The organism is Burkholderia sp. AU39826 (assembly GCF_020419965.1).
GTDB lineage: Bacteria > Pseudomonadota > Gammaproteobacteria > Burkholderiales > Burkholderiaceae > Burkholderia > Burkholderia semiarida.
Window position 1 is genome coordinate 32,900 of record NZ_JAIZQG010000016.1, and the last position, 12,142, is coordinate 45,041.

The window sequence follows — 12,142 nt, forward strand, 5'->3', positions numbered from 1 at the left end:
ACACGGTGGATATCCAGAACAATGTCAATAACGTCACTGGCACAGGTGGCTCGGTCGCCACGCCGACAGCAGGCAATGGCGGAGGCGATGTGTCTGCCATGTTCACCCGGCTGTTGGTCGCGCAGGTCAAGAATCAGGATCCGCTGGCGCCGATGGAAGCCAACCAATTCGTGACGCAGTTCGCGCAGATGAGCCAGGTGGAAGCCATGCAAACGCTTGCCAACCTGAGCGCCGCCAACGCCAGGACGCAGGAAAGCATGCTCGTCGTGACGCTCGGGTCGCAAGTCGGATCACAAGTGCGCGTGCGATCGGAAAAGGTCGAGTTGGGCGATGCGGGGGTCAAAGGGGGCTTCAAGCTCGAATCGTCGGCGTCGGAGGTCGGCGTGATCCTGACCGATGGGGGCGGCACCGAGTACAAGGTCTCGCTCGGCGCAAAACAGGCGGGCGACGTCGACTTCAACATCGACCCCGCAGAGCACGGTCTGCCGCCGGGCAATTACACGCTCCGTGTGGTTGCCGACTCCGGCGAGAAGCCCCCCGTCGAGCTCGATGGCAATCTGCAAAGCGTGCGTCTCGGAACGGACGGTCGCGTGATCTTGACGATCGCGGGCATTGGTGATGCGGCGGCCACGGACATCACTCGCTTTCTCGGTCGTTCAAATCAGCAACGTATGTCTTCGGAAACCGCCTCTCCCCAGAGTCTCCCCATTTCAAAGAGGTTCCAGTCATGAGTTTCAACATCGCGCTCGCCGGCATCAACGCCATCAACGGGCAGCTCAACCAGATCAGCAACAACATCGCCAACAGTGGCACGCTGGGCTTTAAATCGGGCCGCGCCAACTTCGCGTCGAGTTACATCAATGCGATGCCGTCGGGCGTATCGATCGGTTCGACCTCGCAGTCGATGGACGTCACCGGGAATTTTTCCGCGACGGGTCGCAGCATGGACGCGGCGATCGCAGGCAAGGGCTTCTTCATCTCCCGCGACACCGATGGCTCGATGGTGTATTCGCGCGCCGGTGTGTTCAACATCGACAAGAACGGCAACGTGACCGATTTCATGAGCCGCGTCGTGCAGGGGTATGGCGCGGACGGAGCACTGGGCAGCCTGACGATTCCCAGGGGCTCGATTCCCGCACAGGCGAGCAGTTCGCTGGAATACGTCGGCAATATGTCTGCCGACTGGACCAAGCCGACGGTTTCGCCATTCAACAAGGACGATCCGAAGTCGTACAACGGCATATCGGCCGCCACCGTGACGGATTCTCTCGGTCGCGAGCACACCGTCACCCAGTATTTCGTGAAGGATGCGGGCAACAAGATGCAGGTCTATTACGCGATGGACGGTCAGGATGTCGGCAACCCCGTGGAGCTGGGCTTCGACAACACCGGCAAGCTGGTAACGCCGGCCTCCACCGTTCAACTTGACCTCGGCACGCCCACCGACGCTGCACCGATGTCGATTGCAATCAGCTACGCCGGCACGACGATGTTTGGCGGCAAACAGACGACCGACAGGTGTCGGGCCGACGGCTACAAGGCCGGCACCGCGACCGGTGTGTCGCTGGCCGAGGACGGCTCGATCGAGGTGCAGTACAGCAACGGCAAGAAGCTGTCGGCCGGCCAATTGGCCATCGCGACGTTCCAGAACGAAAACGGCCTGGTGCCGGTGGAGGGTTCCGGCTGGCAGGCCAGTTCCGCTACCGGTGAACCGCTGGTCGGCAAGCCTGGCACTGGCATGGCCGGCAAGCTCGCCGTGCGCGCGGTCGAGCAGTCGAACGTGGACATGACCGCGGAGCTGGTGAGCCTGATGGGCGCGCAGCAGAACTACCAGGCCAATTCGAAGGTGCTGTCGACCGAAAACGAAATGATGCGCGCGTTGATGCAGGCGCTGTAACGCGATGGACAATTTCCTCTACACCGCCATGACAGGCGCCGAGCACTCGCTGCGTGCGCTCAACGTGCGAGCCAACAACCTCGCCAACGCGCAGACCAGCGGCTTTCGCGCCGATCTGGCCAGCGTGACAAGCGAGGCAGCCAGGGGTTATGGCTACGACTCGCGTTACCACGCAACGCTCACGTCGACGCATGTGAATCACGAGCCCGGCAAGATCAGCGAAACGGGTCGCACGCTCGACGTGGCCATCGACGGAGCCGGCTATCTGGCGGTCGAAACCGCTCAGGGCGTGGCGTACACGCGAGCTGGCGCGCTCACGCTCGACGGCGACGGCGCACTTACCCTGAACGGTAATGCCGTATTGGGGGAAGGCGGTCCGATCGTGCTGCCCGAGCACGACGCGTTGACGATCGGCGCGGACGGCACGATTTCCGTCGTGACGGCGGGCGAGAAGGATGTGCAGGACGCGGGTCGCCTGCTGCTGGTGAACCCGGAGCCGACCGACCTGGTGAAGAACGCGCAGGGCCTCATCGTTTCGCGCACCGGTACCGACTATCCGGCCGACGACGGCGTGACTGTCAAGGGCGGCCATCTGGAAGCCAGCAACGTGTCGGCCGTCGAGGAAATGATGCAGACGATGTCGCTCACGCGCTCTTTCGAGATGCAGATGAAGCTATACAAGGTGGCCGATGAAATGGCCGATGCCGGCAACCGGCTCATCCGTGGGTAAGCGGTCGGATGGACCGACGTCAAACGAATCAACCAACACTAAAGAGCGACGATGAATCACGCAATGTGGATCAGCAAGACGGGCATCCAGGCCCAGGACGCGAAGCTGCAGGCGATTGCCAACAACCTTGCGAACGTCAACACCGTCGGCTTCAAACGCGATCGTGCCGTTTTCGAAGACATGTTCTACCGTGCCGAGCGCCAGCCCGGCGCTCAGGTATCGGACAACGCAACGGGGCCGGGCGTGCAACTCGGCAACGGCACGCGGATTGCCGGCACGCAAAAGGTGTTCACCACTGGCGCGCTCCAGGAGACCGGCCAGCCGCTGGACGTGGCCATTGTCGGCAATGGCTTTTTGCAGGTGGAAATGCCGAACGGCGAAGTGGGCTACACACGCGCCGGCCAGTTACGCCTGAACGACCAGGGCCGTCTGACCAATGCACAGGGCCTGCCGCTCGTGCCGGGTATCGACATTCCACCTGAGGCGGTGGGTATCACCATCAGCGAGAACGGGGCGGTGTCGGTTTCGACGGGCGCAGGCAAGGCGCTGGCCGAAGTTGGCCAACTTCAGCTTGCCCAATTCGTGAATCCGGCTGGCCTGCTCGCATTGGGCGGCAACCTGTATGCGGAAACCGTTGCCAGCGGCGCGCCCACCGAAAGTGAGCCCGGTCAGAACGGCATCGGAACGATCAAGCAAGGTGCGCTCGAGGGCTCCAACGTATTGGCCGTGGAAGAAATGGTCGAGATGATTGCTGCCCAACGCACCTACGAGATGAACACCAAGGTGTTGTCGGCTGCCGACAACATGATGCAGTACCTGTCGCAGGCTGCGCGCTGATGATGGTCGCCCGCTTCGTTGCCATGGGGGGTGTGCTGGCCTTGCTGGGCGGTTGTGCGACCGGGCCGTTCGATCGTTCGCTGCCGGACTTCGACGACAGCATGCCCGATACCGTTTTCGATGTCCGTCGAGGCACGGCGGGCGGCGTGCTGGTTCCCGATCAGGCGTGGTCGCTCACGTCGGACGTGCGTGCTTTCCGCGCCGGCGACGTGTTGACGGTGGATCTCGAAGAGTCGACCCAGGCAAGCAAGAAGAGCGGCACGCAGGTCGGCAAGGACAGCAGTCTCAGCGCCAAGAAGCCGTCACTGTTCGGCAAGACGCTGCCGGTCGAGGCAGAACTCGGCACGAAGAGCGGGTTCAACGGCGCGGGTTCCAGCTCGCAGCAAAACACACTGCGCGGCTCGGTGACGGTCGTGGTGCTGCGCGTGATGCCCAACGGCCTGCTGCAAGTGCGGGGCGAGAAGCGCCTGGTGCTCAACCAGGGTGAAGAGAACGTGCGTTTGGCGGGTTACGTGCGTGCCGCCGACATCGATTCGAACAATCGTGTGTCGTCTCGACGCGTGGCGAATGCGCGCATTACCTACGCGGGCCGCGGGTCGCTGGCGGACGCAAACCAGCCCGGCTTGTTGACCCGATTCTTCAACAGCCCCTGGATGCCGTTCTGAGTTGACGACGACGAACGGACCGAACCAAGTCGACGCCCAGCCGACCACAGGATGAAACGATGAAACCAACCCGACTCACCACCCGTGCCGCCGCCCTGGCTATCGTAATCGGCATCGCGCTAAGCAGCACGATCGAAGCGCGCGCGCAGACCGTCGGTAGCCTGGTCGACGTGGAGGGCGTGCGCGAGAATGCGCTCGTCGGCTACGGTATCGTGGTTGGCTTGGCCGGATCGGGTGACGGCACGCAAGCCAAATACACCACCCAGTCGCTGACGAATATGCTCAAGCAATTCGGCACGCGACTGCCGGAAAATATCAACCTGCGTTCGCGCAACGCAGCCGCGGTGATAGTGAGCGCGACGTTCCCGCCGGGCTATCGCCGCGGCCAGAAAGTGGACGTGACTGTTTCATCGCTCGGTGATGCGAAGAGCCTGCGCGGCGGAACGCTGCTGATGACCCCGTTGCGCGCGGCGGACGGCGACGTCTATGCGCTGGCGCAGGGCAACCTGGTGATTCCAGGTCTGAATGTGCAAGGACGCAGCGGCACCAGCGTCACCATCAATACGCCCACCACGGGCCGGATTCCCAAGGGTGCGACGATCGAGCGGGAGATTGCCACCGATTTCGCCGATACGCCTACCGTACGCTTGAACCTGAAACGTCCGGATTTCCAGACCGCGTCCAGTATCGCCGACGTGATCAACAACGCACTCGGCAGCGAAGTCGCCAGCACGGTGGACGCCACCTCGGTGGATGTGGTCGCCCCCCCGGTGGCGAGCCAGCGCGTGGCGTTCGTTGCGCGCCTGAACGCGTTGAAGGTGAGTAAAGGCGCAGAGGTGCCGCGCGTTGTCTTTAACTCGCGCACCGGTACGGTCGTTATCAGTCAGGGAGTGACGGTCAAACCGGCGGTCGTCTCGCACGGCTCGCTGAAGGTGACGATCGCCGAAGGCACGATGGTCAGCCAGCCGAACGCATTCGCCAACGGCAACACCGTGGCAGCGCCCGTGAGTGAGATCGGAGTGACGCAGGCGGGCGGCAATGCGTTTCAGTGGACGTCGGGTGCAAGCCTGCAAGCGATCGTCGACACGATCACCCGCACCGGTGCCACGCCGGATGACCTGATGGCGATTCTGCAAGCCCTTTCCGAAGCTGGCGCGCTGACAGGGGACCTGGTGGTGATTTGATGAAGGATTCGATTATGACGCTGGAACCCGGATACCTGCCACACGCACGGTACGCTGCGATCGAGACCACGGCCGTCAAGGCGTCGGATCCTGCTTGCCGCGCGCGCGTGGAAGAGGCAGCTGTGAAATTCGAAGGTCTTTTCATCGCACAGATGTTGAGCGAAATGAAGAAGGCGACCGACCAGCTCAAGGGAGACGATGGCTTTGCCGACCGTTCCAGCGAAGCAATGCTTGACTACGCGAACCGTGCGGTGGCCGATGCTATCGCGAAGCAACGCGGCTTCGGCATCGCGGACACGCTGGTCGCGCAGATGCTGCCACCTGACGCGACGCCGTCGAAAGACTGACGCATCAACACGTTCACCGCCACACTTTTTTGCACTTGAACCTCACTATGAACATTACCCAAATTGGTTTGTCAGGCGCGCTCGGGGCGCGAGCAGCAATGGATAGATCGGCACGCAACACGGCAAACCAGCAGACCGCGGGTTACACGCGCCAGGGTGTGCTGCGAACCTCGCGCGTGGGTGGCGGTGTCGATGCGAGTTCGGTGATCCGGTTCGGCGATCACACCAACACGCAGCAGAAGTGGGCGTCGCACGGATCGGTCGGCGAGCATCGGGCGGCGGAATCGTACTTTCGTCAGCTCGAGGAAGTGATGGGGCTCAAGGACGGCAGCATCAAAATCTCGATGGGCAAGTTTTTTGGCGCGCTGGATGCGGCCAGTGCCGACGTGGCTAACGCTGCGCTGCGGCAGCAGGTGCTGCTGGCTGCCGGTGGCATGGCGAAGAGTTTCAACAGTGTGCAGCAGATGATGCGTGGCCAGCTCGATACGCTGCGCCAACAGAGCGCGGCCACCGTGGAGCAGATCAACGGTCTGTCCCGAACTGCCGCCGAGTTGAACCGTCTCGTCGCCGATGCGGAAGCCAACGGCGGTGCGCCATCCGAGCTCATCGATCGGCGCGACCAGGCCATCGACCAGTTGTCGGCGCTGGTCGATATCCGCACCGTTCGTCAGCCCGACGGCACCGTCGACGTGAGTCTTGCGGGCGGTGCACCGCTCATTGCGGGCCGTCAGGTCGCAAAGATGAAGGTGGAAACACTGTCCGGCGGCACGTTCGAACTTAAGCTGGAACTGGCCGGCACGCAGTATTCGGTGGACGGCGCCAAGGTCGGCGGTGAGCTGGGCGGCTTGTCGTCTTTTGCGAAGGACACGCTGCTGCCGCAGATGGAGGCGCTCCGCTCGCTGGCGGCCGAACTCGCGGGCAGCTTCAACGACCAGCTCACCGCAGGCTTCGGCATGGGAGGTTCGCCGGGCAAGGCGCTGTTCACGTTCAATCCGGTAACGGGTCACCTGACGGCTAACGAGATGAAGCCCGAGGAACTCGGCTTTTCGGGCGATCCCAAGACCCCTGGCAACAGCGACAATCTTCTCAAGCTGATTGACCTGCGCTCCCGACGTATCGATCTGCCGGGTTTCGGCGAGGCGTCGTTGGGCGACGCGTACGTGCAGCTCGTCGGGAAGCTCGGCGCACAGAGTGAGCAGAACCAGTCGAGCTTGGCAATTGCCGTTAATGTTCGCCAGCGAGCGGAAGAAGCGTGGCAGTCGCTGTCCGGGGTCAGCATGGACGAGGAAGCCGTCAATCTTTCCGAGGCCCTTCAGATTTACTCGGCCAACATGAAAGTGATTTCCGTCGCAAAGGAATTGTTCGACGCGACGATGCGCGCTTTCTAAGCGGGATGGTATGGATGGCTCGCACCTGCTAGCGGTGTGAGCCATGACGGGACGCCGGGAAGCCGTTCTCTCAAGGGCGAGCTGCATCAAAGGGCCCAGTTTGGCAATCGCAATTGTCGATGCAGCGGCGAAATCCGGTGCGATCGGTATGACGGCGTATGGTCGCCCATACCGGAAAGGCCGCGTGACCGTGACGCCGGCGTAAGCGGCGGCACGGCGTGTCGAAGACTAACGTTTAACACAGGGAGAACGTCGAAAGATTGCAAGGTATTCGCATGTGGTTGAAGGCCAGGTGGCACCGGGATTCACTCAATCTGAATGGCGCTACGGGTTTCGAAGGGCAGATGAGCCTCGGTACGACCACAGGAAAGCTATTGCAGTCGGGATGCGTTCAGTAAAGAGCACATGCGTATCGCCAGTCAACACTTCGGCAACACCATGCTCGCGACGCTACGCGCGTCGAACAGCAAGGCCGCCGATCTCACGTCCAAGATATCCACGGGCCAGCGAGTGCAGCGCGCATCGGACGATCCGATTGCGGCCGCGCGGTTGCTGCTGATTGACCGCGACACCTCGGTGCTTCAGCGTTATCAGAACAACATCGATACCCTCTCGGTGCGCTTGCAAAAGAATGAAGTGCATCTCGACGGCATGCTCGACACGGTGATGTCCGTGCACGATTCGTTGCTGTCTGCCGCCGACGGTAGTCGTAGCGCGGCCGATCTGAATGCGCTCGCCGCGCCGCTGCGTATGCGGCTCGACAATCTGAAGCAGGCCGCCGACGCCAAGGATGGCGATGGCAATTTTCTTTTCTCCGGCTCGCAAACGAATACGGCGCCGATTGCATATGACGCGACCGCGCCTGTCGGCAGTCGCTACTCGTACGCCGGCAATGGTGAACTGCAGCAAGTGGTGATCGGCCACGGCGTCACGCAGAATGCCAACGTCACGGTCGAGCCTCTGGCCGATGTGATGAACAAGCTGGAGGCGGCGATTGCGGCCATGGAGAATCCTGAAGTCGATCCGAGCGCACCGGCGGTGCGAGGCGTCTTGAGTGCGGCATTGGATTCGGTCAAGCGCAACGGTATCGATGCCCTGAGCGTGAAGATTACCGATCTGGGCGGTGCCCAGAACACGCTGGATCTGATGAGCGAGAATCATTCGGCGCAGCTCGTCGCCAACGGGCAAGCCGTTAGTCTGGTGGGGGAACTGGACTTTGCCGAGGCGATCGACCAGTTGAACAACTACATCGCAGCCGTGAAAGGTTCGTACGCGATCTATACGCGCATGACGCAGTTGTCGCTGTTCGACGCAATCTGAGGCCCCGCTGATGAAGATGGGATCTACCCCACCCGTTCGCGGTCGGCTGGTTTCCCGGCGTGATGATGCGCACGTGGCCAGCCGCACGCAGCGTGGTGCTCGTACGAAGCAGGCCGCCGCACTTACCTCGGCGTCGATTGCCCACCTACCGGAATCGGGAATTACCGCCGTGGCGCCGCGCTTCCCGGACGTGTCGGTCGCCTTCACCGCACGCCACGCACAACTGAATGCCGACGTGACTGTCGCGCAGCGCGCGCTGGTGTTTGTCGAGACGGCCGCCGGGCAGTTGCGCGGGTTGAAGAGGACGATCGGCATGGTCTTGAGCGGCGCGGAACGCAGCGGCGACGGTGCTGCCGCGCTTATTGCGAAATTCGGCGCGCTCTGGCGCGACCGCGCGGCGCTGGCGGGCGGTGTGCTGGATGCGCAGTTGGTGGTGCATCCGGCTGCCGATGCAGTATGCACGTTCCGCATGCGCGCGCTCGATGTCGAGCAATGGCGAAGCGGCGGTGCGGAAACGCTCGTTTTCCACCCGGCCGGCTTGGGCAAGCAGCCGGTATCGGTCAGCTTTGGAGATGCGCCGCTCGACGCAGCCGCCTTTACGCGCGAGCTGGACCGTGCGCTGGCCTGCACGGGCGTTCGCGCGGCGCTGGCCGCGGACGGCCAGATTGATTTCACGGTGGCGGAGTCGCGCTGGCCCATCGTGCGCGATCATCTGATGGTGCAGGGCGGGGGCAGGCGGTTCCCTGGAGGCCGTCCCAGCCGCGCGCAAGTCGACGCGGTGCCGGAAGCCATCGATCCATCGCGCTGGCAAGTTACCGACCGCGTGTCGCGGCGCGCGGCATTGCGCGAGGTGGTGCACGCGCTCGACGGGTTGACGCAAGCGGACCGCACGCTGCGCGCCCACCTCGATACCGCGGGACACGCCCTGCAAGGCGACAAGCACGGGCCCGCAGTCGTGCGGGCGACGACGGACATCCAGTCGGTATCGGACGCGCTTACTGATTCGGCAGACTTCAAAGTGCTGTCCGTCGTCACGTCGACGTTGTTTGGTCTGAGCCGCGGGAGAGTCGAAGCACTACTTAAGCATTGACGGTGTGGGGGCGAGGAAAAGCCGGATGGGTCCAATGCGGGCCGGCACGTACGTACGCGAAGTACGCCCCGGAACCGAGGCCGCTCAATGGCGCCGTGCCGATCAGACTATCTATCGATGCCCCGTTCGACGCAAGGTCGGAATTCTGTAACGCCGCTGACTCGAAGCCTGCGCCGAGGCGAACCCGAGACTCTTTTGAGACATTTCTGATCGATGTGGCTTGCCACTGTCGGTACCATCAGCTTCAATTGGACTCCGCCGACAGGGTTCAAAATCTTGGCCACGGGAAACGAAAGGAGAGAGCTTCGGTGAATAACAATCGATGCGAAAACAAGGTAGTCGTTTTGGAGGTCCATCCCGGTGACTATCATCATGTAGAGCGGGCCGCGGAGAGGTTGGGGTACGGAACCTCGGAGTTTGTGATGTTGAGTGCCTCTCTCGTGGCGTCCGCCATCGCGAACGGCGACGATGCACTAAAGACGCCGGCCGCATTGCGCGAGAGCACTGATCTTTTGTCTCGATGACACAAGGCGTCGGGCCGTACTCCAGGCGGTAACCCGCGCTCGACATCCTGTCATCAAGTGCAATGCGTAGCCGTTAGTCGGCGATCACGGGGCTCGTCGGGGCGGCTTCACTGATATCGATTAGTAATCCTATAATGACAGTGATACACAAAAATAAGAGTTGTCTGATTGGGTCGGGCTGACTAGGGGCAGAAAATGTGGTTGGCCCCGCACCTTCTATTGTGCTGCCTCGATTAATCATTCTTGGAGTATGTATGCATCAAACTATCATTCGTACGTGTCTGCTGGGCGCGATGGCAATCGCCGGTACCGCGCACGCAGGGAATCCGGATCCGGTGAAATTTGACATCAACCTGACCGCCGTGGTGCCGCCAGTGGGCGGCTTCGAGGTCACGGCGCAGGGTTGGGACAATGCCGAGCCGTTGAAGCTCGATTGGAACGAGGCCGAAAAGAAGTTCGATTCGCAGAAGAAGAGCGTGCTTGCGAAAAGCGGGGTAGGCAACGTGCAGGTCAAGTTCTCGACCTCCGATGAGCCCAAGCTCAGCCACGAATCGAAAGAGGATGCGTTCTTCAAGTTGGGTGTCAAGGTCGGCGGCAAGGACGTTGGCACTGATCCCGTCGAGGTTGTGACGAAGGACGAAGCGAAGAACGGCAAGTCGATCGAAGTGGAAATCACGCCGGGAGAGGCGAGCGAAGCGATGAAGGATAAGCTGGTGACGGGTGACTATACGGGCACGGTGTCGCTGATGTTTGAGACTAAGGTCGACGGGTAAGGGGGGATGCGGTGAAAAAGCTGGTATTGGCAATTGCGGCCAGTGCATGTGCCATGTCGGCGTATGCGGCAGATCCGAAGCCGATCGATTTAACGGTCCAACTCGCCGGTAAAGTCCCGGTGCCGAACGTCTTTGACGTAAAGCCCAATGGCTGGGATGGTTCAAACGTAGCGCTCGACGTGCCACACGACTGGGACTGGAATGGCAAGTCTGATGGCGCGACTAAGGCGAAGAACGCGGAAATTCAATGGAATGTAAAGAGCACCTATGGGCCCGTCCATATTAGGCTCGAGTCTTCGCTGCAGGGGAAAGAAGTCTCAGAAAACCGTGGGGTGCTCGTGCACCAAAGCGGTGATGATTTTGTCGAGCTTGACGGGAATGTAACCCTTTCGCGAGGGTCTGGGTGGCGAGCTTGGGGGTGGATGAACAACCAAGACGGAGTCGAGGTCTTGACGGCCGAGGCGGCCGCCACAGGCGACGACTGGGTCGGTGTCCGCTTGCGCGTGCTGGCTCCTGGCCGTACTCCGCTTAGCGGTACCTACAAGGGCACGATGACTGCGACCTTCGAGACCGGCATCGAGGGTTAAGGTGGTGCTTTCGATCGTGCATGTGCGGTGCTTTCCGCCAGTGCACGACGACGGATTCGTCCCTCTAAGTAGGGGCGCATCCGTCTTTCCGCGGGCGCCGGTTAAGTGGCCTTGCGTGCTGCTGTCGCATTAACTTGAATGGTCCAAATAACTTACTACAAGTGTTAATTATTCAGCATGATGAAAAGGCTCGTTGTGGTAATTGCGGCCAGTGCATGTGCCATGTCGGCGTATGCGGCCGCACCGAACCCGATCGATTTCAACGTCCAACTCGCCGGTAAAGTCCCGGCGCCGAATGTCTTTGACGTAAAGCCCAAGGGCGACTGGGATGGGTCGAACATAGCGATGACCGCGCCAGTCGACTGGGATGGCTGGGAGACGGAGAAGGTTGCGGAATTCCAGTGGACGGTCAAGAGCACCTATGGGCCTGTCCGTATCAAACTCAAGTCTCCGCTACACGGCAAAAAACCGGCGGCGCCCGACTTCGGGATCCTTTTGAACGATAGCGGTGAATTCATCGAGTTTCGGGCGGCCGTGACAAAGCCGACAGGCGGCTGGGGAGATATCTATGTGCTAAATGACGACCGCGGACGAGATGTCTTGACGGCCGAGGATGCCGCCAAAGGCAGTGGGTGGGTCGGTGTCCGATTGCGCCTGAAGGCTCCGAACGGCGTGCCGGGTAGTGGTACCTACACTAATGCGATGACTGCGATCTTCGAGACCGGCATCGAGGGTTAAGGTGATGCTTTCGCGCGTGCATGTGCGGTACTCCCCGCCGGCGCATGACGGCGGATTCGCCC

General features: G+C 61.6%; 13 protein-coding genes. All 13 read left to right on the forward strand.

What is annotated here, in order from left to right; all coding sequences use genetic code 11:
• Positions 1-5: 5 nt before the first annotated feature.
• The 13 genes from LGM42_RS23710 (at position 6) to LGM42_RS23770 (ending at position 12,080) form a co-directional block, all read left to right on the forward strand.
• Positions 6-731, forward strand: a complete 726-nt coding sequence (locus LGM42_RS23710) for a flagellar hook assembly protein FlgD (RefSeq protein WP_060312394.1) — start codon at positions 6-8, stop codon at positions 729-731.
• Positions 728-1,897 carry a flagellar hook-basal body complex protein gene (locus LGM42_RS23715; protein ID WP_050017742.1) on the forward strand — a complete coding sequence of 390 codons (1,170 nt, stop codon included), beginning with the start codon at positions 728-730 and terminating at the stop codon, positions 1,895-1,897. The genes LGM42_RS23710 and LGM42_RS23715 overlap by 4 nt, the downstream gene beginning before the upstream one ends.
• 4 nt (positions 1,898-1,901) lie before the next feature.
• Positions 1,902-2,627, forward strand: coding sequence for a flagellar basal body rod protein FlgF (locus LGM42_RS23720; RefSeq protein WP_226233320.1), 726 nt, complete (start codon positions 1,902-1,904; stop codon positions 2,625-2,627).
• Between the two features lie 51 nt (positions 2,628-2,678).
• Positions 2,679-3,464, forward strand: coding sequence for a flagellar basal-body rod protein FlgG (gene flgG, locus LGM42_RS23725; RefSeq protein WP_226233321.1), 786 nt, complete (start codon positions 2,679-2,681; stop codon positions 3,462-3,464).
• On the forward strand, positions 3,464-4,129 hold the full coding sequence (flgH, locus tag LGM42_RS23730; RefSeq protein ID WP_226233322.1) for a flagellar basal body L-ring protein FlgH: 666 nt from the start codon (positions 3,464-3,466) through the stop codon (positions 4,127-4,129). Before flgG ends, flgH begins: the two co-directional genes overlap by 1 nt.
• A gap of 59 nt (positions 4,130-4,188) precedes the next feature.
• Positions 4,189-5,313 (forward strand): flagellar basal body P-ring protein FlgI, encoded by a 1,125-nt coding sequence (locus LGM42_RS23735; RefSeq protein WP_226233323.1) that lies wholly within the window; start codon positions 4,189-4,191, stop codon positions 5,311-5,313.
• Positions 5,313-5,660: a hypothetical protein gene (locus LGM42_RS23740; protein ID WP_226233324.1), complete on the forward strand. Its 348-nt coding sequence runs from the start codon at positions 5,313-5,315 to the stop codon at positions 5,658-5,660. Before LGM42_RS23735 ends, LGM42_RS23740 begins: the two co-directional genes overlap by 1 nt.
• Before the next feature lie 47 nt (positions 5,661-5,707).
• Positions 5,708-7,048 (forward strand): flagellar hook-associated protein FlgK, encoded by a 1,341-nt coding sequence (gene flgK / locus LGM42_RS23745; RefSeq protein WP_081083235.1) that lies wholly within the window; start codon positions 5,708-5,710, stop codon positions 7,046-7,048.
• A 405-nt stretch (positions 7,049-7,453) separates the two neighbouring features.
• The gene (gene flgL, locus LGM42_RS23750; RefSeq protein WP_060312413.1) at positions 7,454-8,368 is read left to right on the forward strand and encodes a flagellar hook-associated protein FlgL; all 915 of its coding nucleotides are present in this window, start codon (positions 7,454-7,456) and stop codon (positions 8,366-8,368) included.
• 10 nt (positions 8,369-8,378) lie between these two features.
• The gene (locus LGM42_RS23755; RefSeq protein WP_226233325.1) at positions 8,379-9,458 is read left to right on the forward strand and encodes a hypothetical protein; all 1,080 of its coding nucleotides are present in this window, start codon (positions 8,379-8,381) and stop codon (positions 9,456-9,458) included.
• A 778-nt stretch (positions 9,459-10,236) separates the two neighbouring features.
• Entirely contained in the window at positions 10,237-10,755 is a 519-nt protein-coding gene (locus LGM42_RS23760) for a CS1 type fimbrial major subunit (protein ID WP_226233326.1), read from the forward strand.
• An 11-nt stretch (positions 10,756-10,766) separates the two neighbouring features.
• Entirely contained in the window at positions 10,767-11,342 is a 576-nt protein-coding gene (locus LGM42_RS23765) for a hypothetical protein (protein ID WP_226233327.1), read from the forward strand.
• 177 nt (positions 11,343-11,519) lie between these two features.
• On the forward strand, positions 11,520-12,080 hold the full coding sequence (locus LGM42_RS23770; protein WP_226233328.1) for a hypothetical protein: 561 nt from the start codon (positions 11,520-11,522) through the stop codon (positions 12,078-12,080).
• Positions 12,081-12,142 lie beyond the last annotated feature (62 nt).